The sequence below is a fragment of the Streptomyces pactum genome (genome assembly GCF_002005225.1).
GTDB lineage: Bacteria > Actinomycetota > Actinomycetes > Streptomycetales > Streptomycetaceae > Streptomyces > Streptomyces pactum_A.
This window is the reverse complement of record NZ_CP019724.1, coordinates 6,937,941-6,959,827: the sequence shown is the minus strand read 5'-3', so window position 1 is coordinate 6,959,827 and position 21,887 is coordinate 6,937,941. Positions and strand designations below refer to the sequence as shown.

The 21,887-nt window shown below is 71.2% G+C and carries 18 protein-coding genes and 1 pseudogene; 3 read left to right on the top strand and 16 right to left on the bottom strand.

The features are described from left to right. The first annotated feature begins 95 nt into the window (after positions 1–95). Positions 96–1,325, top strand: coding sequence for a DUF349 domain-containing protein (locus B1H29_RS30035; protein ID WP_055415943.1), 1,230 nt, complete (start codon positions 96–98; stop codon positions 1,323–1,325). A gap of 72 nt (positions 1,326–1,397) precedes the next feature. Here B1H29_RS30035 and relA read toward each other — a convergent pair whose 3' ends face one another. The 15 genes and pseudogenes from relA to pgsA form a co-directional block, all read right to left on the bottom strand. After that, entirely contained in the window at positions 1,398–3,941 is a 2,544-nt protein-coding gene (relA, locus tag B1H29_RS30030) for a GTP pyrophosphokinase (protein WP_055415944.1), read from the bottom strand. Positions 3,942–4,113: 172 nt separating this feature from the next. Further along, the gene (locus B1H29_RS30020; protein WP_055415945.1) at positions 4,114–4,662 is read right to left on the bottom strand and encodes an adenine phosphoribosyltransferase; all 549 of its coding nucleotides are present in this window, start codon (positions 4,660–4,662) and stop codon (positions 4,114–4,116) included. Further along, positions 4,659–5,789 carry a protein translocase subunit SecF gene (secF, locus tag B1H29_RS30015; RefSeq protein ID WP_055415946.1) on the bottom strand — a complete coding sequence of 377 codons (1,131 nt, stop codon included), beginning with the start codon at positions 5,787–5,789 and terminating at the stop codon, positions 4,659–4,661. The genes B1H29_RS30020 and secF overlap by 4 nt, the downstream gene beginning before the upstream one ends. Before the next feature lies 1 nt (position 5,790). Further along, on the bottom strand, positions 5,791–7,569 hold the full coding sequence (secD, locus tag B1H29_RS30010; RefSeq protein ID WP_167392565.1) for a protein translocase subunit SecD: 1,779 nt from the start codon (positions 7,567–7,569) through the stop codon (positions 5,791–5,793). A gap of 132 nt (positions 7,570–7,701) precedes the next feature. After that, a complete protein-coding gene (gene yajC, locus B1H29_RS30005; protein ID WP_055415948.1) occupies positions 7,702–8,217 on the bottom strand; it encodes a preprotein translocase subunit YajC in 516 nt (171 codons plus the stop codon). A 175-nt stretch (positions 8,218–8,392) separates the two neighbouring features. Next, entirely contained in the window at positions 8,393–9,466 is a 1,074-nt protein-coding gene (gene ruvB, locus B1H29_RS30000; RefSeq protein ID WP_055415949.1) for a Holliday junction branch migration DNA helicase RuvB, read from the bottom strand. Between the two features lie 34 nt (positions 9,467–9,500). Further along, positions 9,501–10,106 carry a Holliday junction branch migration protein RuvA gene (ruvA, locus tag B1H29_RS29995; RefSeq protein ID WP_055415950.1) on the bottom strand — a complete coding sequence of 202 codons (606 nt, stop codon included), beginning with the start codon at positions 10,104–10,106 and terminating at the stop codon, positions 9,501–9,503. Further along, entirely contained in the window at positions 10,103–10,678 is a 576-nt protein-coding gene (ruvC, locus tag B1H29_RS29990; RefSeq protein ID WP_055415951.1) for a crossover junction endodeoxyribonuclease RuvC, read from the bottom strand. The genes ruvA and ruvC overlap by 4 nt, the downstream gene beginning before the upstream one ends. A gap of 117 nt (positions 10,679–10,795) precedes the next feature. Continuing rightward, positions 10,796–11,548 carry a YebC/PmpR family DNA-binding transcriptional regulator gene (locus tag B1H29_RS29985; protein ID WP_055415952.1) on the bottom strand — a complete coding sequence of 251 codons (753 nt, stop codon included), beginning with the start codon at positions 11,546–11,548 and terminating at the stop codon, positions 10,796–10,798. A 47-nt stretch (positions 11,549–11,595) separates the two neighbouring features. Continuing rightward, complete coding sequence (pdxT, locus tag B1H29_RS29980) at positions 11,596–12,204, bottom strand: pyridoxal 5'-phosphate synthase glutaminase subunit PdxT (RefSeq protein ID WP_055415953.1); 609 nt, start codon at positions 12,202–12,204, stop codon at positions 11,596–11,598. A gap of 12 nt (positions 12,205–12,216) precedes the next feature. After that, positions 12,217–13,128: a pyridoxal 5'-phosphate synthase lyase subunit PdxS gene (pdxS, locus tag B1H29_RS29975; protein WP_055415954.1), complete on the bottom strand. Its 912-nt coding sequence runs from the start codon at positions 13,126–13,128 to the stop codon at positions 12,217–12,219. Between the two features lie 123 nt (positions 13,129–13,251). After that, complete coding sequence (locus tag B1H29_RS29970) at positions 13,252–13,794, bottom strand: hypothetical protein (protein ID WP_055415955.1); 543 nt, start codon at positions 13,792–13,794, stop codon at positions 13,252–13,254. Between the two features lie 224 nt (positions 13,795–14,018). Then, positions 14,019–15,182, bottom strand: coding sequence for a glycosyltransferase family 4 protein (locus B1H29_RS29965; protein ID WP_055415956.1), 1,164 nt, complete (start codon positions 15,180–15,182; stop codon positions 14,019–14,021). After that, entirely contained in the window at positions 15,179–16,111 is a 933-nt protein-coding gene (locus tag B1H29_RS29960; RefSeq protein WP_055415957.1) for a phosphatidylinositol mannoside acyltransferase, read from the bottom strand. The genes B1H29_RS29965 and B1H29_RS29960 overlap by 4 nt, the downstream gene beginning before the upstream one ends. Then, positions 16,108–16,831 (bottom strand): annotated as a pseudogene (gene pgsA, locus B1H29_RS29955) (phosphatidylinositol phosphate synthase). The gene B1H29_RS29960 and the pseudogene pgsA overlap by 4 nt, the downstream one beginning before the upstream one ends. A gap of 200 nt (positions 16,832–17,031) precedes the next feature. Between pgsA and B1H29_RS29950 the strand changes: the two are divergent. Beyond that, a complete protein-coding gene (locus B1H29_RS29950; RefSeq protein ID WP_055415959.1) occupies positions 17,032–19,239 on the top strand; it encodes an elongation factor G-like protein EF-G2 in 2,208 nt (735 codons plus the stop codon). A 264-nt stretch (positions 19,240–19,503) separates the two neighbouring features. After that, entirely contained in the window at positions 19,504–21,165 is a 1,662-nt protein-coding gene (locus B1H29_RS29945; RefSeq protein ID WP_055415960.1) for a hypothetical protein, read from the top strand. A gap of 42 nt (positions 21,166–21,207) precedes the next feature. On the opposite strand, the gene B1H29_RS29940 is transcribed toward B1H29_RS29945, so the two are convergent. After that, positions 21,208–21,753 carry an HIT family protein gene (locus tag B1H29_RS29940; RefSeq protein WP_055415961.1) on the bottom strand — a complete coding sequence of 182 codons (546 nt, stop codon included), beginning with the start codon at positions 21,751–21,753 and terminating at the stop codon, positions 21,208–21,210. Between the last annotated feature and the right edge of the window lie 134 nt (positions 21,754–21,887).

The following is a 21,887-nucleotide window of genomic DNA, read 5'->3' as shown; positions in this document are numbered from 1 at the left end:
GCCACCCGCCGGTCGCCTATGTTGGCCGTGACGAAACTGTGGACGATGCCCGGGGGTAGCGAAGCCCCCCGCAGGCATCATGTGGAGGAGGCGCTGTGAGCAGCGACCCGTGGGGCCGCGTCGATGAGACGGGGACCGTGTACGTGCGTACGGCCGACGGCGAGCAGGTCGTCGGTTCCTGGCAGGCGGGCTCCCCCGAGGAGGCCCTGGCCTACTTTGAACGCAAGTACGAAGGCCTGGTTGTCGAGATCGGCCTCCTCGAAAAGCGGGTGAAGACCACCGACCTGTCGGCGAAGGACGCCCAGACCGCCGTCGACCATCTGCGGGAGCAGGTCGACGCGCACCACGCGGTGGGTGATCTGGACGCGTTGCGGGCCCGGCTGGACAAGCTCGTCGCGCTGGTGGAGACGCGCCGCGAGGAGCGCAAGGCGCAGCGGGCGAAGCAGTCCGACGAGGCACGCGGCGCGAAGGAGGCGCTGGTCGCCGAGGCCGAGGAGCTGGCTCGGTCCGACCAGTGGCGGGCGGCGGGTGAGCGGCTGCGGTCCCTGGTGGACACCTGGAAGGGCCTGCCGCGCCTGGACCGCAAGTCCGACGACGAGCTGTGGCACCGCTTCTCGCACGCGCGCTCGGCGTTCTCCAAGCGCCGCAAACAGCACTTCGCACAGTTGGACGCGCAGCGCGAGGAGGCCCGCCGGACCAAGGAACGGCTGGTCGCCGAGGCCGAGGCGCTGTCGAACTCGACGGACTGGGGCCCTACGGCCGCGCGCTACCGCGACCTGATGTCCGAGTGGAAGGCCGCCGGCCGCGCCCAGCGCGAGCACGAGGACGACCTGTGGAACCGCTTCCGCGGCGCCCAGGACGTGTTCTTCGCCGCGCGCAGCTCGGTCTTCGCCGAGCGGGACGCCGTGCAGGCGGAGAACCTCAAGCTCAAGGAGGAGCTGGCCGAAGAGGCCGAGAAGCTCCTGCCGGTCACGGACCTGAAGGCGGCCCGGGCCGCCTTCCGCACGGTGAACGAGCGCTGGGAGGCCATCGGTCACGTGCCGCGCGACGCCCGGCCGAAGGTCGAGGGCCGGATGCACGCGGTCGAGCGGGCGCTCCAGGAGGCCGAGGAGACCGAGTGGCGCCGGACCAACCCGGAGGCACGCGCGCGTGCCGAGGGTCTGACCGGTCAGCTCCAGGCCGCCGTGGACAAGCTGCGCTCGCAGATCGAGCAGGCGCGGGCCCAGGGCAACAACGCCAAGGCCGACAAGCTCGAGCGTGAGCTGGAGGGCCGGCAGGCGCTGCTGGACCAGGCCCTGAAGGGTCTGCACGAGTTCGGCGGCTGAACCGCACACGCGCACGCGCTCAGGGGCTCCCGTACACCCGTACGGGAGCCCCTGAGCCTGTGTGGCCGGCCGTTACGACGGTCTGCGCGCCGACGTCACGCGGTACACGTCGTAGACGCCCTCGACGCCCCGTACGGCCTTCAGGACGTGCCCGAGGTGTTTCGGGTCGCCCATCTCGAAGGTGAAGCGGGAGGTGGCGACGCGGTCGCGGGAGGTCTGGACGGCCGCGGAGAGGATGTTGACGTGCTGGTCGGACAGCACCCGCGTGACGTCCGACAGCAGCCGGGAGCGGTCCAGTGCCTCGACCTGGATGGCGACCAGGAAGACGGAGGACTGGCTGGGAGCCCACTCGACCTCGAGGATGCGCTCGGGCTCCCGGGAGAGCGAGTCCACGTTCACACAGTCACTGCGGTGAACGGACACGCCGCTGCCGCGGGTGACGAAACCGATGATGGGGTCCCCGGGGACCGGCGTACAGCAGCGGGCCAGCTTGATCCACACGTCCTCGACGCCCTTGACCACGACGCCGGGGTCGGCGTTGGTCCGGCGTTTGCGGCCGCGACCGTGGGACGGCGGGACCGACTCGTCGATCTCCTCGGTGGCGGCCTCCTCGCCGCCGAGCGCCTGCACCAGCTTCTGCACGATGTTCTGCGCGGAGACATGGCCCTCGCCGATCGCCGCGTACAGCGCGGAGATGTCCGAGTAGCGCATCTCGTGGGCGAGCGTGACCAGGGAGTCGCCGGTCAGGATGCGCTGGATCGGCAGGTTCTGCTTGCGCATGGCGCGGACGATGGCGTCCTTGCCCTGCTCGATCGCCTCGTCGCGGCGTTCCTTGGAGAACCAGGCGCGGATCTTGTTGCGGGCGCGCGGCGACTTCACGAAGCCGAGCCAGTCGCGGGAGGGGCCCGCGCCGGCCGCCTTGGAGGTGAAGACCTCCACCAGGTCGCCGTTGTCCAGGGTGGACTCCAGCGGGACGAGGCGGCCGTTGACCCGTGCCCCTATGGTGCGGTGGCCGACCTCGGTGTGCACCGCGTACGCGAAGTCGACGGGGGTGGCACTCGCGGGCAGCGCTATGACGTCGCCCTTGGGAGTGAAGACGAAGACCTCGTTGCGGGAGAGGTCGAAGCGCAGGGACTCCAGGAACTCGCCCGGGTCCTCGGTCTCCTTCTGCCAGTCCAGCAGTTGCCGCAGCCACGCCATGTCGTTGAGGTGGTCGTCCTTGCCCTTGCCGGACGACCTGGGCGCGTCGGTGCGCACCTTGGAGGCGCCGGCGACGGCCTCCTGCTTGTACTTCCAGTGCGCGGCGATGCCGTACTCCGCGCGGCGGTGCATGTCGAAGGTGCGGATCTGCAGTTCGACCGGCTTGCCGTTGGGTCCGATGACCGTCGTGTGCAGCGACTGGTACATGTTGAACTTGGGCATCGCGATGTAGTCCTTGAACCGGCCGGGGACCGGGTTCCAGCGCGCGTGCACGGTGCCGAGCGCCGCGTAGCAGTCGCGGACGGTGTCCACGAGGACGCGGATGCCCACCAGGTCGTAGATCTCCGCGAAGTCGCGGCCGCGGACGATCATCTTCTGGTAGACGCTGTAGTAGTGCTTCGGGCGGCCGGTGACGGTCGCCTTGATGCGGGCGGCGCGCAGGTCCTGTTGGACCTCGTCGGTCACGATCGCGAGGTACTCGTCGCGCTTGGGTGCGCGCTCGGCGACCAGGCGGACGATCTCGTCGTACATCTTGGGGTAGAGGATCGCGAAGGCGAGGTCCTCCAGCTCCCACTTGATGGTGTTCATGCCCAGCCGGTGGGCGAGCGGCGCGTAGATCTCCAGGGTCTCGCGCGCCTTCTTCTCCTGCTTCTCGCGCTTGAGGTAGCGCATGGTGCGCATGTTGTGCAGGCGGTCGGCGAGCTTGATGACCAGGACTCGGGGGTCCTTGGCCATGGCGACGACCATCTTGCGCACGGTCTCGGCCTGGGCGGCCTCGCCGAACTTGACCTTGTCGAGCTTGGTGACGCCGTCGACGAGGAGGGTGACCACGTCGCCGAAGTCGCGGCGCAGGTCCTCCAGGCCGTACTCGGTGTCCTCGACGGTGTCGTGCAGCAGGCCGGCCATCAGCGTGGCCGGGTCCATGCCCAGCTCGGCGAGGATGGTGGTGACGGCGAGCGGATGCGTGATGTACGGGTCGCCGCTCTTGCGCTTCTGCCCGCGGTGCCAGCGTTCGGCGACCTGGTAGGCGCGTTCGATCTGGCGCAGGGTGGCCGTCTCGATCTTGGGGTCGTTGCTGCGGACTATCCGCAGCAGCGGCTCCAGGACCGGGTTGTACGGGTTCGCGCGCTGCACGCCGAGGCGGGCGAGGCGGGCGCGGACGCGGTTGGAGGAGCCGGAGCGCGCGGGCTGTCCGGACGGCGTGCGGACCACGGGCGCGTTCCGGTCGCGCTCGGGCGGGATGGGCTTGGGAAGCGGCTGCTGGTCGGCCGGCTTGTCGACGGGCGCGGACGGGGCGTGCTGAATCGGCCCGCGGGTGTCGTTCTTCGCCTGCGGCGAACTGGGCGCGGGCTTCGCCGCGGGCGCCGAGGCGGACTCGGGCTTTGCGGCGGTCAGTGGCTGGGCCTCGTCTGGCAAGAGGACTCCTCGTGCGCGATCCGGGTCCCCCGGTCAGGCTCCGGAAACCCCATGGTAGCGATCCTGCACCCGGGGATTGCCTTCCGGCCACTGTGAGGGCCGTCAACCCGGGATACGCCTGAGGCGGGCGCCGGATTCCTCCGGGCCCGCCTCCGCTGTGCGACGAGAGCCGTCAGACCGTGAGCAGCGCCCGCAGCGGTGCCCCGGCCAGGGCCGGCTCCAGACGGGCCCGCCCGCCGAGGAAGCCCAGCTCCATCAGGACGGCGAGGCCGGCCACCTGCGCGCCGGCCCGCCTGATGAGCTCCAGCGAGGCCTCGGCGGTGCCGCCCGTGGCCAGGACGTCGTCGACGACCAGCACGCGGTCCCCGGCGGTGAGGTCCTCGGCGTGCACCTCGATCTCGGCCGAGCCGTACTCCAGGTCGTACGCCTGGCTGAGGGTGGCTCCGGGGAGCTTGCCCGCCTTGCGCACGGGGATGAAGCCGAGGCCGGCGCTCAGGGCCACCGGGGCGCCGAGGATGAAGCCGCGGGCCTCCAGACCGACGACCTTGGTGGCGCCGGTGTGCTCGGCGACCTCGGCGAGCGCGCCGGTCAGGGCGGTGAACGCGGCCGGGTCGGCCAGGAGCGGGGTGATGTCCTTGAACACCACGCCCGGCTCCGGGTAGTCGGCCACATCCCGGATGCGGCTGAGCAGCAGCTCCGTGATGTCGGTCGTCTCGGTCATCGGCGCTTCCCCGAGGGTCGGCCGCGGCCCCTGTTGCGGGACGCGGGCCGGCTGCGGGGGCCGACCACCGCGGGCGCCGCGTCCTCGGCCTCGTCGTCCTCGTCGTCGGCGTACCGCTCCTCGTCGACGGCGTTCTCCGCCGGCTCGCCCTTGGCCGCGGCCTGGGCGCGCTTGGCGAGGACGCGCTTCTTCAGCGCCTTCATCTCCGGCTCGGCCTCCTTGAGGTCGGCGACGAGCGGCGTGGCGATGAAGATCGACGAGTACGCGCCCGCGGCGAGACCGACGAACAGCGACAGCGAGATGTCGTTGAGCATGCCGGCGCCGAGGACACCGCCGCCGATGAAGAGCAGACCGGCCACCGGCAGCAGGGCGACCACCGTGGTGTTGATGGAGCGGACCAGGGTGCTGTTGATCGAACGGTTGGCGATCTCGCCGTAGGTCCAGCGGGTCTGCTTGGTGATGTCTCTCGTCTGTTCCTTGAGGCTGTCGAAGACGACGACCGTGTCGTACAGCGAGTAACCGAGGATCGTGAGCAGACCGATCACCGTGCCGGGAGTGACCTCGAAACCGACGAGGGCGTAGATGCCGACCGTGATGGTGATGTCGTGGATCAGCGCGACGAAGGCGGCGAGTGCCATGCGCCACTCGAACGCGATCGCCAGATAGATCACCACCAGCACCATGAAGATCCCGAGGCCCTGCCAGGCCTTGTTCGCGATCTGGTCACCCCAACTGGGGCCGACCAGGTCGGCGTTGATCTTCTCGGCGTCCACGTTCAGATCGTCGGCGAGATCTTCCTTGATCCGGTCCGACTGCGCGGTGTCGGTGCCGCCGATCTGGATGCGCAGGCTGCCGTCGCCCAGCTTCTGGACGATCGCTTCGTGGCCGGAGGCCTCTTCCGCGTAGTCCTCCGCCTGAGCCACCGAGGCGCTCATGTTCTTGGGGGTGGTGAAGACCGCGCCGCCCTGGAACTCGATGCCCATGTGCAGACCGCGCACCGCCAGGCCGACGATGGCCGTGATGGTGATCAGGATGGAGATGCCGTACCAGAGCTTGCGGTTCTTGACGAAGTCGTAACCGATCTCACCATGGTGCAGTCGGGCGCCGAGGTTGCCGAGCTTTCCCATCTCACGCCTCCTTCGGGTCGACATGGCCGGCGGGACGGGCGGGACGGCGCGTGCGGCGCAGCGGCGGCTTGGCGCCCAGGCTCTTCGGGTCGAGGCCGGACCACTTGTGCCCGTTCGCGAAGAACTTCCGGCGGGCCATCAGCGTCAGCAGCGGCTTGGTGAAGAGGAACACCACCACCACGTCGAGCAGCGTGGTCAGTCCCAGGGTGAACGCGAAGCCCTGGACCTTGCCGACGGTGACGACGAAGAGCACCGCGGCGGCGAGGAACGACACGAAGTCGGAGACCAGGATGGTGCGCCGGGCGCGCGGCCAGCCGCGTTCGACCGCGGGGCGCAGCGAGCGGCCTTCGCGGATCTCGTCGCGGACGCGTTCGAAGTACACGATGAACGAGTCCGCCGTGATACCGATGGCGACGATGGCGCCGCAGACGGCCGGCAGGTTCAGGGCGAAGCCGATGGCCGGGCCCAGCAGCGACATGATCACGTACGTGAGGGCGGCGGAGACCAGCAGCGAGGCCACGGCGATGAACGACAGCCCGCGGTAGTAGAACAGCAGGTAGAGGACGACCAGGGCGAGGCCGATCGCACCGGCGATCAGACCGGCCCGGAGCTGGTCACCACCGAGCGCGGCGGTGACGGTGGTGACGCTGTCCTCCTTGAAGGTCAGCGGCAGAGCGCCGTAGGACAGCATGTTGGCGAGGCCCTGGGCCTCCTCCTGCGTGAAGCTGCCGGAGATCTCCGCGCTGCCGCCGGTCAGTGCCTGGCTGACGTAGGGGTCGGAGACGACCTCGTTGTCCAGGACGATGGCGAACTGGTTCTGCGGGGACTGGTTCTGCGCCAGCTTGCCGGTGATGTCGGCGAACTTCTTGGCGCCGTCGTCCGTGAACTTCATCGTGACGGTCCAGCCGGCCGCGGTCTGGGTGTTGAAGACCGCCTCGGCCTTGTCGACGTCCGTGCCGTCGACCGCGGCCGGGCCGAGGATGTACTTCTGCCACTGACCCTGCGAGTTCTGGCCGCAGGCCACCATGGAGTCGCCCGGCTTGGCGCCGTCGCCGGCCTTGGCGCGGTCGGCCTCGACGGTGCAGTCGAGCGCGGCGTACTGGGCCTGGAGCTTGGCGGCGGCGTCGTCGCCGCCAGCACTGGCGCTCGGGGACGGGGAGGCGCCGTCGGAGGCGGTGGCGGACGGGCTGGGGTCGGCCTTCAGGGCGTCGGTGGCGGCACGGCCCTGGGTGGTGGCGCTCGCCGACGGGGAGCCGGACGGCGAGCTGCTCGCCTCGTCCCCGTCGGTGGCCTTGTCCGTCGCCTTGTCGGTCGCCTTGTCCGAGGCGCCGCCGGTGGCGCTCGGCGAGGGGCTGCCCGTCGCGGCGGCACCGGAGAGCTCGGTGGCGAGGACCGGGCGGAAGTAGAGCTTCGCGGTGGTGCCGACCTGCTCCCGGGCTTCCTTGGAGTCCGTCCCCTTGGGGATGTTGACGATGATGTTCCGGTCGCCCTGGGTCTGGACCTCGGCCTCCTGCACACCGAGGCCGTTGACACGGCGCTCCATGATCTCGACGGCCGTGTCCATGTTGGTCTTGTTGATCGCCGACTCCTGGCCGGCCTCCGGAACCGCCCGGAGCGTGATGCTCGTGCCGCCGGCCAGGTCGATCCCGAGACGCGGAGTCGTGTGTCCGGAGGCGAACATGCCTCCGGTGAGCGCCACGATGGCGATCAGAATCAGGGCCAGCGAGCGCCCGGGCTTACTCTGAGCGCTCGCATTCTTTCCCTTTTTAGGTGCTACCACCTTTGCGTACTCCCTCTCGGGCCGCTTCGCGCCGGGTAGGCGTCACCGGCGGCCATCACATGGTGTCCGGATCCGTGCGAGCCGCGCATCACACGGGGCGCGCGGGAACGACCCGCGCACCCCGGAGCACGGCTACTTCGCCTCGGAACCGCCGTCGGACTTCTTGGGCTGCTCGTCCGTCTTCGCCTCGGCGGACGCGGCCCCGGCGGTCGGCTCGTCGGCCGGCTCGTCGGTCGCGTCCTTCTTGCCGAGGTCGACGGACTTGCCGTCGGAGGCGGCGGCAGCGTCGTCGGCGGAGGCGTCGGTCTCGGTGAGGGAGGAGGCGTCGTCCGGGACGACGTCGGCGTCGGACTTCAGGTCGTGCTCGATGCCGTGGACGATGCGGTTGTACTCGTCGTCGGTCAGGACGGCACCGATGGAGCTCTTGGCGAAGAGCAGCTCGACGCCCGGACCGGCGTCGAGGAGGACCGTGTCCTCGCTGACCTCCTTGACCGTGGCGTACATGCCCCCGATGGTGCGGACTCCGGAACCGGGCTGCATCTGGTTCCGCATGTCGGCGGCCTGCTGCTGCTTCTTCTTCGCCGACCGGGTCATCAGGAACATGGCCCCGATGAGCACGATGAACGGGAGGAGGGTCACGAGACTCACGGGTCGGTACTTCCTTCACACGACCGCGATGGTGAGCGGCCTGATGGTTGGGGGTGTGTGCGCCGCCGACAAGGGCGGCATCGGCGGAGTCTAAGCGAGTCCGCGCGCATGGAACAACGCTCAGCATGGCACCGGGGTTCCTGCTCCGGCGAATGTCCTCTTCGTGACGGTGCCGTCACGCCCCGAACAAGTCCTGTTGTCCGTTTCCGGAACCTTGCGAACGCGGCGGGGTGAGGCCGAGATGCGCCCATGCGGCCGGGGTCGCCACGCGTCCGCGCGGGGTGCGGGCGAGCAGCCCCTCCCTTACCAGGAAGGGTTCGGCGACCTCTTCCACTGTCTCACGCTCCTCCCCCACGGCGACGGCGAGCGTGGACAGGCCGACGGGACCGCCGCCGAACAGCTTGAGCAGGGCCTCCAGCACGCCACGGTCCAGCCGGTCCAGGCCGCGGGCGTCGACCTCGTAGACCGCGAGGGCGGCCGCGGCGATCTCCTGGGTGACCAGGCCGTCGGCCTTGACCTGCGCGTAGTCCCGGACCCGGCGCAGCAGCCGGTTGGCGATGCGGGGGGTGCCGCGGGAGCGGCCGGCGATCTCGGCGGCGCCGGCGGTGTCGATCTCGACGTCGAGCAGGCCCGCCGAGCGGTGGATGACGCGTTCCAGTTCGGCCGGTCCGTAGAACTCCATGTGCGCGGTGAAGCCGAAGCGGTCGCGCAGCGGGGGCGGCAGCAGTCCCGCGCGCGTGGTGGCGCCGACCAGGGTGAAGGGCGGCAGTTCCAGGGGGATGGCGGTGGCGCCCGGGCCCTTGCCGACGATGACGTCGACGCGGAAGTCCTCCATCGCCATGTAGAGCATCTCCTCGGCGGGCCGCGACATGCGGTGGATCTCGTCGAGGAAGAGGACCTCGCCCTCCTGGAGGGAGGAGAGGATCGCCGCGAGGTCGCCGGCGTGCTGGATGGCGGGGCCGGAGGTGATGCGGATGGGGGCTTCCATCTCGGCCGCGATGATCATCGAGAGGGTGGTCTTGCCGAGGCCGGGAGCGCCGGAGAGCAGTACGTGGTCGGCGGTCGCCCCCCGCGCGCGTGCGGCGCGCAGCACGAGGTCGAGCTGCTCGCGGACCTTTTCCTGGCCGATGAACTCGCCCAGGTCCTTGGGGCGCAGGGCGGCCTCCACGGCCTGGTCCTCGCCGTCGGCGGACGCACCGACGAGCCGCTCGGCGGGGGCGTCGGCGTCGGTCGTGTCGTCCCAGTTCATGTCGGTGTGTGCCTCAGGGGTCGGGGATGGCGGTTCAACGGGCGCGGTTCAGGGTCTGCAGGGCCGCCTTCAGCAGTTGCCCCACCTGGGGCGTGCCCTGGGCGGCTTCCGCCTGGGGCGCCACGGCGGAGACGGCCTCGTCGGCCTCGCGGGTCGCGTACCCGAGGCCGATCAGGGCCGCGTGGAGCTGGTCGCGCCAGCCGGTGCTGACCGGCGCGCCGACGGCGGGGGCCCCGATCGGCTCGCCGAGGCGGTCCTTCAGTTCCAGGAGCAGCTTCTGCGCGCCCTTCTTGCCGATGCCGGGGACGGCGGTGAGCGCCTTCTCGTCGCCGGTGGATACGGCTCTGCGCAGGGCGTCGGGGCTGTGCACGGCGAGCATCGCCTGGGCCAGGCGCGGGCCGACGCCGCTGGCCGTCTGGAGCAGCTCGAAGACCTGGCGCTCGTCGGCGTCGGCGAAGCCGTACAGGGTGAGGGAGTCCTCACGGACGACGAGGGAGGTGGCGAGCTTGGCGGGCTTGCCGAGGCGGAGCGTCGACAGCGTGTTCGGCGTGCACTGGACGGCCATGCCGACGCCGCCGACCTCGACCACCGCGGTGTCGGGGGCGAGGGCGGCGACCGTGCCGCTGACGAAGGCGATCATGCCGTACGGCCTTTCGTTGCGGGCGGGGATGCCGGGGTCTTCGGGGTCTTCGGCGCTTTCGAGGCGTGCAGGGCCACGGCCTGCTGGAGCCGGTTCTGCGCGGGGGCGCGCCAGATGTGGCAGATGGCGAGCGCGAGGGCGTCGGCGGCATCGGCGGGCTTGGGGGGCGCGGCGAGCCGCAGCAGGCGGGTGACCATGGCACCGACCTGCGCCTTGTCGGCGCGTCCGCTGCCGGTGACGGCGGCCTTGACCTCGCTGGGGGTGTGCAGGGCCACGGGGATGCCGCGGCGGGAGGCGCACAGGATGGCGACGGCGCTGGCCTGGGCGGTGCCCATGACCGTACGGACGTTGTGCTGGCTGAAGACCCGCTCCACGGCGACGTACTCCGGCCGGTGCTCGTCCAGCCACCGCTCGATGCCCTGCTCGACGGCGACCAGGCGGTGGCCGAGATCGGCGTCCGCGGACGTGCGGACGACACCGACGCCGATCATGGTGAGCGGCCGGCCGGCGACGCCTTCGACGACCCCGATCCCGCAACGGGTCAGTCCCGGGTCCACCCCCAGTACGCGCAACGCACGGCCCCCTCACATCGATCACCTGTTTGTGCAGGCTATCGGGTGCCACCGACAACGACGGCGGACCGGGGGACGTGTCCCTCCGGCCCGCCGGGATCGTCGCGCGCGGCGGCGCTACGCGTCGACCTTCTCCATGACCTCGTCGCTCACGTCGAAGTTGGCGAAGACGTTCTGCACGTCGTCGCTGTCCTCGAGGGCGTCGATCAGCTTGAAGATCTTCCGGGCGCCCTCCTCGTCCAGCTCGACCTGCATGGTCGGGACGAAGTTCGCGTCGGCGGACTCGTAGTCGATGCCGGCGTCCTGGAGGGCGGTGCGGACCGCGACCAGGTCGGTGGCCTCGCTGAGGACCTCGAAGTTCTCGCCGAGGTCGTTGACCTCCTCGGCGCCCGCGTCCAGGACGGCGGCCAGGACGTCGTCCTCGCCCAGCTCGCCCTTGGGCACGATCACGACGCCCTTGCGGTTGAACAGGTACGACACCGAGCCCGGGTCGGCCATGGAGCCGCCGTTGCGGGTCATGGCGACACGGACGTCGGAGGCGGCGCGGTTGCGGTTGTCGGTGAGGCACTCGATGAGGACCGCGACACCGTTCGGGCCGTAACCCTCGTACATGATCGTCTCGTAGTCGGCGCCGCCGGCCTCGAGGCCACCGCCCCGCTTGACCGCGGAGTCGATGTTCTTGTTCGGGACCGACTGCTTCTTCGCCTTCTGGATGGCGTCGTACAGCGTCGGGTTGCCCTCGATGTCGACGCCGCCCATGCGGGCCGCGACCTCGATGTTCTTGATCAGCTTCGCGAAGAGCTTGCCGCGCTTGGCGTCGATGACGGCCTTCTTGTGCTTCGTCGTGGCCCATTTAGAGTGGCCGGACATCTGCCTGTCTCCTTCGCGTAACCCGTCTTTGAACGAACGCAGGAATCCTACAAGGACTCCGCCGCCCCCTTCGCGCGCACCATGTCGGCGAAGAGGCGGTGCACGCGGTGGTCGCCCGTCAGCTCCGGGTGGAACGACGTGGCCAGCGCGTTGCCCTGGCGGACCGCGACGATGTGGCCTTCGTGCTCGGCGAGCACCTCGGCGGCGGCGCCCACGGACTCCACCCAGGGGGCGCGGATGAAAACGCCCTCCACAGGATCGCCCTCGACGCCCTTGAGGTCGACGGCCGCCTCGAAGGACTCGTTCTGCCGTCCGAAGGCGTTGCGGCGCACGATCATGTCGATGCCGCCGACCGTCTCCTGCCCGGAGCGCGGGTCGAGGATCTTGTCGGCCAGCATGATCATGCCGGCGCAGGTGCCGTAGACGGGCAGGCCGTCCCGCACGCGGGCGCGCAGGGGGTCCATCACCCCGAAGAGGACGGCCAGTTTGGAGATGGTGGTGGACTCGCCGCCGGGCAGGACCAGGCCGTCCACCTCGGCGAGTTCTTCGGGGCGCCTGACCGGCCTGGCCACGGCGTCGGCCGCGGCCAGGGCGACGAGGTGCTCCCGTACGTCGCCCTGGAGGGCCAGGACGCCGATGACGGGGGTGTCACTCATGGTTCCGGTGCCTTACCAGCCGCGGTTCGCGTAGCGCTCGGTCTCGGGGAGGGTGTCGCAGTTGATGCCGACCATGGCCTCGCCGAGGTTGCGGGACGCGTCCGCGATGATCTTCGGGTCGTCGTAGAAGGTGGTCGCCTTCACGATGGCGGCGGCGCGCTTGGCCGGGTCGCCGGACTTGAAGATGCCGGAGCCGACGAAGACGCCCTCGGCGCCGAGCTGGCGCATCAGCGCGGCGTCGGCCGGGGTGGCGACGCCGCCGGCGGAGAAGAGGACCACCGGGAGCTTGCCCAGCTCGGCGGCCTCCCGGACCAGCTCGTAGGGGGCGCGCAGCTCCTTTGCGGCGGCGTACAGCTCGTTGTTGTCGTAGCCGCGCAGCCGGGCGATCTCGTTCTTGATCTGGCGCAGGTGGCGGACGGCCTCGACGACGTTGCCGGTGCCGGCCTCGCCCTTGGAGCGGATCATCGCGGCGCCCTCGGCGATGCGGCGCAGGGCCTCGCCCAGGTTGGTGGCGCCGCAGACGAAGGGGGTGGTGAAGGCGAACTTGTCGCTGTGGTTGACCTCGTCGGCCGGGGTGAGGACCTCGGACTCGTCGATGTAGTCGACGCCGAGGGACTGCAGGACCTGGGCCTCGACGAAGTGGCCGATGCGGGACTTGGCCATCACGGGGATGGACACCGCGCCGATGATGCCCTCGATCATGTCCGGGTCGGACATCCGGGCCACGCCGCCGTCCTTGCGGATGTCGGCCGGGACCCGCTCCAGGGCCATGACGGCGACGGCGCCCGCGTCCTCGGCGATCTTCGCCTGCTCCGGCGTGACGACGTCCATGATCACGCCGCCCTTGAGCTGCTCGGCCATGCCGCGCTTGACGCGGGCGGTGCCGGTCTCGGGGGTCTGGTTCTCGGAGAGCGTGCTGGACACGGGTACCTCGCTGAAGGGAAGGGGGTTTGTGCAGCTCCGAGGAAACGCGAACGGAGCAGGCCACAGCAAGGGCCAATGGGGAGCCAGTGGATCCTTTTCGCTCGCGGGGTCCGACTGGGGCCGCTACGCCGCCCTGTCCACCAGGGCGGCGGGCGACTCGTCGTCCATCTCGAAGGCCAGCGGGAAGGGCGCGTGTCCGGCGAGGCGGAACCAGCGGACCTTGCGGTGCTCGCGCAGCCTGCGCACGGCTCCCACCGCGTCGTTGTGGAAGCGCCGGGCCATCGGGACGCGCCGCACGGCCTCGGCCAGCTCGTGCGCCGCTTCCTCTCCCCCGGGCGCCTCGCGCAGGACGTCCACCTGCTGCGGCTCGGCGAACACGGCCCGCAGCGCCTGGCTCAGCTCGCTCTCGGCGACCTCCCGCTGTTCCTCCTCGGCCTGCCGGGCGGCGTGCGCGGCCTCGTACAGGACGATGGAGGCGGCCGGGTCGAGCACGCCCGAGGTGGCCAGTTCCTGGGCCACGGACGCCCTGCGCAGCAACTGCGCGTCGAGTGCGGCACGGGCGGCGTCGATCCGGGCGTGCAGCCGGTCCAGCCGCCCCGCCGTCCAGCTCAGGTACAGGCCGATCGCCACGAGGACGACCAGGATCCAGATGAGGGTTGCGGTCACGGGGCGAAACCCTACGGGAGCGCACCACCGGGTCGGCGGGTCCCCTGGTGGCGGGCGTCGCCGGGCTGCCGTCCCCAGGCCTTCGCCGCGGCCCGGACGGCCTCGTCGCCGGACCCCGGACGGGCTGAGACGGCCGGGGCGACCGGGGCGCTGAGACGGCCGGGGCCGCCGGGGCCGCCGGGGCCGCCGGGGCGGCTGGGGTGGCTGGGAAGCCGCCCCGCTTCTCAGTCCCTCGCCAGTCCGAGTCGTGCCCGCAGCCCGGTCGCCCGGTCGTCCGTCGCCACCGCCGCCGCGCCCGCCGTGACCGTCTCGTAGACCGACAGGATGTCCGCGCCGACCGTGGACCAGTCGAAGCGCCGTACGTGGGCGCTGCCCCGCCTCCGCAGCGCGGTGCGGCGCTCCGGATCCGCGAGCAGCCGTACCGCCGCGTCGGCCAGCGCGTCGGCGTCCTCGTTGGGGAACAGTTCGCCGGCCGCGCCCTGGTCGAGGACCTGGGCGAAGGCGTCCAGGTCGGAGGCGAGCACGGGGGCGCCGGCCGACATGGCCTCGACCAGGACGATCCCGAAGCTCTCGCCGCCGGTGTTGGGCGCCACGTACAGGTCGACGCTGCGCAGGAAGCGCGCCTTGTCCTCGTCGCTGACCATGCCGAGGAACTCCACCCGGGAGCGCAGCTCGGCGGGCAGCGAGGCCACCGCCTCCTTCTCGTCGCCGCGCCCGGCCACCAGCAGCCGGGTACCCGGACGCGCGGCGAGGATCTTCGGCAGCGCGCCCATCAGCACCGGCAGGCCCTTGCGGGGCTCGTCGATGCGCCCTATGAAGCCGATCGTGTCCCCCTGCCACTGAGGCTTCGGCTCGGCGTCCGCGAAGAAGTCGACGTCGACGCCGTTGGGGATGACGACCGCGTCCCCGCCGAGGTGCTCGACGAGGGTGCGGCGGGCGTACTCGCTCACCGCGATCCGGGCGCTGATCTTCTCCAGGGCGGCCTGGAGGATCGAGTACGCGGCGATCATCGCGCGGGAGCGCGGGTTGGACGTGTGGAAGGTGGCCACGATCGGTCCCTGCGCGGCCCAGCAGGTCAGCAGGCCGAGTGAGGGTGAGGTCGGCTCGTGGATGTGGACGACGTCGAAGGCGCCGTCGTGCAGCCAGCGCCGTACCCGGGCGGCCGACAGGAAACCGAAGTTGAGCCGCGCCACCGAGCCGTTGTACGGCACCGGCACCGCGCGGCCGGCCGAGACGACGTACGGCGGCAGCGGGGTGTCGTCGTCGGCGGGGGCGAGGACGGAGACCTCGTGGCCGAGACTGATGAAGTACTCGGCCAGGTCCCGGATGTGGAACTGGACGCCGCCCGGCACGTCCCAGGAGTACGGGCAGACGATGCCGATCCTCACGGGGCGCCCTGCCCGTCGGCCGCCGCGGGGGCCTTGGCGGGGTCGAGGTCCTTCAGCCACAAGCGCTGGAGCATGTGCCAGTCCTCCGGGTGGTCGGCGATCCCCGTGGCGAAGGCATCGGCCAGCGCCTGTGTCATGACAGACGTCTTCTCGGCCCGTGTACCTGACCCGGGAACCTCGACCGGTGGATGTACCCGGCCTTTCATGACGGGCGACTCGTCGTACCAGAGCGTCGCCGGCAGGAGCCGCGCGCCGGTCTGCAGCGCCAGCAGGGCCGGTCCGGCGGGCATTCGCGCGGTCTCGCCGAAGAAGTCGACCTCCACGCCGGAGGCGGACAGGTCGCGGTCGGCGACCAGGCAGACCAGACCTCCGTCGCGCAGCCGCCGGGCCAGCGTGCCGAAGGCCGTGCCGCCGCTGTGCGGCAGGACCTCCATGCCGAGGCCCTCGCGGTAGGCGACGAAGCGGTCGTACAGGGTCTCCGGCTTGAGGCGTTCGGCGACCGTGGTGAAGGGGATACCCAGTTCGGTGGTGACCCAGGCGCCCGCGAGGTCCCAGTTGGCCAGGTGCGGGAGGGCGAGGACCACGCCCTTGCCCGCGTCCATGCCGTCGGTGAGGTGCCGCAGGCCCTCGGGGACGAAGCCGGACCTGATCCGCTCGGTGCTCCACGCCGGAAGCCGGAAGGACTCCATCCAGTAGCGCAGGTACGAGCGCATGCCCGCGCGTGAGAGCGCGGCGAGCCGCTCGGGGCCCGCGTCGGGCAGCACGCGCGCGTAGTTGCCCTCCAGGCGCCGTACACCGGTGCCGCGCCGCTTCCAGGCCAGGTCCGCGACAGTGCGGCCGAGGCGCACCGCGGCCGGCTCGGGGAGCTTCTTCACGGTGCTCCAGCCGGCCCCGTACAGGCCGTCGGCCAGCCGCTCCCGAGCGCTCACTTCGCCGCCTCGGTGCCCTGGCTCTCCTGCGCGGCGGCGTCCGCCTCGGCGGCCTCCCGGCGGACCGTGACGACACGCTGGATCAGCGTGACGAGGCTGCCGACGGCGACGATCCACAGGGCGATCGGCAGCAGGTACTGGATGCCCGGCACGCCGAAGGCGTGCAGCCCCGCGAGTCCGGCCGCGACCAGCGAGACGACGAGGCGCTCGGCGCGTTCGACGAGCCCGTTGACGGCGACCGGCAGGCCGATCGACTCGCCGCGCGCCTTGGTGTAGGACACCACCTGGCCGCTGGCCAGGCAGAAGATCGACACGGCGCACAGCACGATGTCGTCACCGCCGCCCGCGTACCAGAGCGCGAAGCCCCCGAAGATCGCGCCGTCGGCGACCCGGTCCAGCGTGGAGTCCAGGAAGGCGCCCCAGCGGCTGGAGCGGCCGAGCTGGCGGGCCATGTTGCCGTCGACGAGGTCGGAGAAGACGAAGAGTGTGATCACGACCGTGCCCCAGAAGAACTCACCCACGGGGTAGAAGACCAGCGCACCCGCGACCACACCGGCGGTGCCGATCAGCGTGACCATGTCCGGGCTGACGCCCCGGCGGATGAGAAACGCGGCGAACGGTGTGAGGACACGCGTAAAAAATGCACGCGCGTACTTGTTCAGCATGGCCTTCCCGACGGTCGGTGTGGCCGCGGCCCTTGCTGGCCACCGGCTGGCCCATCGTAGCCACGCGCGCGTGTGGGCGACGGACGGGCACCCTGACCGCCCGGTGGGCGGGCGTCGGGATCGGGCCCGTCGTATGGACGCGGCGTGACGGGAGTGGAAAGCTCGAAGGACCGCGGGCGTCGCCGGAGCCGCCAGTGCACGCGGTCCCGCGTGTCCGCGCCCACAGTGACCTCACCGTGCACGGGAGGCAAGGACATGGGCGACAAGGCACACACCCACCCCGGAGCCGCCGGAAGGGCAACGGCGGCCGACCACCCCACGTCCGTACGGAATGTGGTGCTGGTCGGCCACTCCGGCTCGGGCAAGACGACTCTGGTGGAAGCTCTCGCACTGACCGCGGGAGCACTGAACCGGGCGGGCCGCGTGGAGGACGGCGGCTGCGTCTCGGACTACGACGAGATGGAGCACCGGCAGCAGCGCTCCGTACAGCTCTCCCTGGTGCCGGTCGAATGGGACGGCATCAAGATCAACCTCTTGGACACTCCCGGATACGCCGACTTCGTCGGGGAGCTCAGGGCCGGTCTGCGGGCGGCGGACGCGGCCCTCTTCGTCGTCTCGGCCTCCGACGGCGTGGACGGCTCGACCCGGATGGTGTGGGAGGAGTGCGCCGCCGTCGGCATGCCCCGCGCCATCGTGATCACACACCTGGAGGCCGCCCGCGCGGACTTCGAGGAGATGACGCGGATCTGCGCGGAGGCCTTCGGCGGGGACGATCCCGACGCGGTGCTGCCGCTGTACCTGCCGCTGCGCGGACCGCGGGCGCCCGACGGGCACGCGCCCGTGACGGGGCTCGTCGGGCTGCTCTCGCGGAAGCTGTTCGACTACGCGTCCGGCGAGCGCGTGGAGTCCGAGCCGGGCGAGGCACAACTGCCGGTGCTCGACGAGGCGCGCAGCATGCTCATCGAGGGGATCATCTCGGAGAGCGAGGACGAGACCCTCATGGAGCGCTATCTCGGCGGCGAGCAGGTCGACGTCAAGACGCTCATCGAGGATCTCGAGCGGGCCGTGGCGCGCGGGGTGTTCTTCCCCGTCCTGGCCGCCGCCCCGGCGGCCGAGGGGGCCCGGCAGGGGTTGGGCACGGTCGAGCTGCTGGAGCTGATCACGCGCGGCTTCCCGACCCCCTCGGAGCGCGCGGCGCCCCAGGTCACCAAACTCGACGGCACCCCGCGCGAGCTGCGGACGTGCGACCCCGGGGAGTCGCTGGTCGCGGAGGTCGTCAAGACGTCCTCCGACCCGTACGTCGGCCGGATCTCGCTGGTCCGCGTGTTCTCCGGCACCCTGCGCGCCGACCAGACGGTGCACGTCTGCGGGCACGGGCTGGCCGACCGCGGCCACGAGAGCCGCGCCCTCCACGAGGCGGACGAGCGGATCGGCGCCCTGTCGACGCCGTTCGGCAAGCAGCAGCGGCCGGTCCCGCACGTGATCGCGGGCGACCTGGCGTGCGTGGCCAAGCTGAGCCGCGCGGAGACCGGGGACACGCTGTCGGCCACGGACGACCCGCTGCTGATGGCCCCGTGGGAGATGCCCGACCCGCTGCTGCCGCTCGCCATCGAGGCGCACAGCAAACCCGACGAGGACAAGCTCTCCCAGGGGCTCGCGCGGCTGGTCGCCGAGGACCCGACGATGCGCCTGGAGCAGAACCAGGACACCCACCAGGTGGTCCTGTGGTGTTTGGGCGAGGCGCACGCCGACGTGGCGCTCGAACGGCTGCGCAGCCGCTACGGCGTCCAGGTCGACGTCGTGCCCCACCGGGTGTCCCTGCGCGAGACGTTCGGGGACCGGGCGGCCGGGCGCGGGCGGCACGTGAAGCAGTCCGGCGGGCACGGGCAGTACGCCATCTGCGAGATCGAGGTGGAGCCGCTGCCCGGCGGTTCGGGCATCGAGTTCGTGGACGAGGTGGTCGGCGGCGCGGTGCCCCGGCAGTTCATCCCGTCCGTCGAGAAGGGGGTCCGCGCGCAGGCCGCCAAGGGCGTCGCCGCGGGTCATCCGCTGATCGACGTGCGGGTGACCTTGCGGGACGGCAAGGCGCACTCGGTGGACTCCTCCGACGCCGCCTTCCAGACGGCCGGCGCGCTGGCGCTGCGGGAGGCCGCGGCACAGGCGAGGATCCATCTGCTGGAGCCGGTGGCGGAGGTGAGCGTGCTGATCGGCGACGAGTACGTGGGCGCGGTGATGAGCGATCTGTCCGGGCGGCGCGGCAGGGTCCTCGGCACCGAGCAGACGAGCGGCGGGCGGACCCTGGTCAGGGCCGAGGTGCCGGAGATCGAGATCGGCCGGTACGCGGTGGATCTGCGCTCCCTGACGCACGGCACCGCGCGCTTCGGCCGCCGTTACGCGCGGCACGAACCGATGCCGCCGCAGATCGCGGAACGTCTCCGTCAGGATCTGCGGGCGGCGTCCTGAGGGCCCGCGGCAGGTGGCCGGCGCGGGCTTCCTCCGCGCCGACCGCGCACCAACTTCCCTGCAACATAAGCCTGTTGCCGGGCCAGGGTCCCCGGCGCACGACGGCGCGGCACCGGGGGCAGCCCGCGCACGCGGGGGCGCCTTTGGCCGTCCGGTGCCGCATGTCGCCGGTGGCGGATACGCTGATGACCTGATCAACAGGTGTGCGGGGCAGGGAAGTCGGGAAGGCCGCAGGAGCGACAGTGGTGGCGATCGGGGGCGGGAATGACCGTTGACGGCGGTTACGCGGACTTCTTCGGACCGCAGGTGCCGCGTACGGACGACGGGGGCCAGACGGCCACCTTCGCGCTGGCCTCGGCCGCCTACCGGGACAGCGAGTTGGAGGAGATCAAGAAGGCCGACAACGAGTGGCACCAGACCACCCTCAACGCGGGCCGGTCCTGGGCCACGATCTTCCGTCCCAACCTCGGCGAGGCCTTCTCCCGCGCGGTGGCCGACCGGATGCTGGGCAGCGGCCGCAAGCCCCTCATCCAGTCCTTCGGCGCCGAACCCCAGGTGGTCGTCGAGCACTGCTTGGCGGCCAACGGCATCCGCAAGGCGCGCGACGCCCGGCTGTCCACGGTGATCGTGCTGTGCGGCCTGCTGTTCCTGCCCGGCATGCTGATCTGGCTGCTCGGCTTCCAGATCCGCACCACCGTCGCCAAGGCGGAGAACAAGCAGGCCGGAGCGCTGGGCACCGCGGTGCTCGTGGCGATCGCCGCGCTGGCCGTGCTGTTCCTGGTCAAGATGCCCTTCTCGGGCTTCTGGGCCTGGTACGCGCGCGCCGCTGTCGTGATGCCCGTCATCGGCTGGTTCTGGGCCAAGCGGATCTGCGAGGGCACCGCGAAGGACCTGCGGGAGCGCTGGGACGGCCTTCTGTCGGGCAGCGGGGTCGGCGCCAAGGTCCCCGAGGCGGTGCCCAGCAACCCGGGCGAGACCGCGGCCGAACGGCTCCGCCAGTCACTGGCCAAGCTCGGCGCCGAGCAGCGGTCCAACTCGGTCTTCTACGCCGGCCCCAAGGGCATACTCGGCATGGGCACCCGCTGGGGCAGTTGGCAGCTCGCCGAGAACCTGGTGCCGGCCGACCCGACCCGGGAGATCCACCCCTTCCGTAGCTGGGACGTCGTCCGGGCCATCCACGACCAACTGCGCATGCTGGAGCGGGGCCCGCTGAACACCGGCGGCTTCACCAAGCCGTCCATACGGCACTGGGTCGTGACGCCCATCGGGGAGAACGCCAAGGCGGTGTCCCGCCCGGAGGGCACGGACGTCGAGGCGTACCAGGTCAAGCCGCACGCGATACAGGACATCTGCAACAAGCAGCAGTTCGGCGCCGGTGACCGGCACTACCTGGGCGTCCAGTGGACCCTGTGGGACGGCCAGCTCGTCATCACCATGCTGATCACGGTGACCGTGCTGCACGAGACCCTGCGCATCGAGGTCACCGGTCACGCCCTCGGCCCGGTGAACTCACTGTTCACCACCAAGCCGGAGGCTCCCTCCAAGGAGGTCGCCAAGTCGTTCAAGCCGTGGGAGACGCGCAAGGTGATGCTCCCGCTGGTCACCGCGAACGAGGTGGTCCGGCTGGCCGTCCGCGCTCCGCTCACCTGGTATCCGCCGCTGCTGAACTGGCTCGGCGGCACGATCGGTCTGCCGGAGCCGTTCGGGCTGCGGCACGCGTGGGCGGACCAGCCGTGGCGCCACCGCTTCATGGCCGACGACGCGTTGCGGGCGGCGGCGCCGGTGCTGCGGGTGGTGCACTCGTCGGCGATCAAGGTGCTGGAGGAGAACGGCGTGGACACGGAGAAGTTCGGGACGCGGTCGGCGTTCCTCAGTACGGCTGTGCAGGATCCGACGCCGGGCAAGGCGGACCTGTACAACGCGTAGGCCTCACGTCCGGGGCGCCCTGCCGGCGCGGGGCGCGCCCCGCTACGCCGGCCACGCCTCCGCCAGCATCTTGCGGGTGTCGCCCAGGAGCTGGGGCAGGACCTTGGTGTGGCCAATCACGGGAAGGAAATTGGTGTCGCCGCCCCAGCGGGGCACCACATGCTGGTGCAGGTGAGCGGCGATGCCCGCGCCCGCCACCGTGCCCTGGTTCATGCCGATGTTGAAACCGTGGGCGCCGGACGCGGTGCGCAGGGCCGTCATCGCCTGCTTGGTGAGCTCGGCCAGCTCCGCGGTCTCCACGGCGTTCAGCTCGGTGTAGTCGGCGACGTGGCGGTACGGCACGACCATCAGGTGGCCGCCGTTGTAGGGGTACAAGTTGAGCACCGCGTAAACGTGCTCGCCGCGCCGGACGATCAGACCGTCCTCGTCGGACTTGGCCGGGATCGAGCAGAAGGGGCAGCCGTCGTCGGCACCGGGGCCGCTCGGCTTGTTCTCGCCCTGAATGTAGGCCATCCGGTGGGGCGTCCACAGGCGCTGGAACGCGTCCGGCGTGCCCACTCCCAGCTGCTGCTCCGGCTCGCTCGTCATGTGTGCAGCATATGGCGTCGGCGCTTGGAACCTGAAAGGGCCCCCGGGAGCTCCTCCCGGGGGCCGATCCCCGCGTTTGCGGGGAGCAACAGCACCTTCGTGTGTCCGACAAGCGGCGTGAACGGACCGTCCCC

Bases quoted from the DNA above. Each gene is read 5' to 3' on its own strand.
- B1H29_RS30020 (WP_055415945.1), bottom strand. From the start codon at position 4,662: ATGACCGAGACGACCGACATCACGGAGCTGCTGCTCAGCCGCATCCGG.
- secF (WP_055415946.1), bottom strand. From the start codon at position 5,789: ATGGGAAAGCTCGGCAACCTCGGCGCCCGACTGCACCATGGTGAGATC.
- ruvB (WP_055415949.1), bottom strand. From the start codon at position 9,466: ATGAACTGGGACGACACGACCGACGCCGACGCCCCCGCCGAGCGGCTC.
- ruvA (WP_055415950.1), bottom strand. From the start codon at position 10,106: ATGATCGCCTTCGTCAGCGGCACGGTCGCCGCCCTCGCCCCCGACACC.
- B1H29_RS29985 (WP_055415952.1), bottom strand. From the start codon at position 11,548: ATGTCCGGCCACTCTAAATGGGCCACGACGAAGCACAAGAAGGCCGTC.
- pdxT (WP_055415953.1), bottom strand. From the start codon at position 12,204: ATGAGTGACACCCCCGTCATCGGCGTCCTGGCCCTCCAGGGCGACGTA.
- B1H29_RS29950 (WP_055415959.1), top strand. From the start codon at position 17,032: ATGGGCGACAAGGCACACACCCACCCCGGAGCCGCCGGAAGGGCAACG.
- B1H29_RS29945 (WP_055415960.1), top strand. From the start codon at position 19,504: ATGACCGTTGACGGCGGTTACGCGGACTTCTTCGGACCGCAGGTGCCG.
- B1H29_RS29940 (WP_055415961.1), bottom strand. From the start codon at position 21,753: ATGACGAGCGAGCCGGAGCAGCAGCTGGGAGTGGGCACGCCGGACGCG.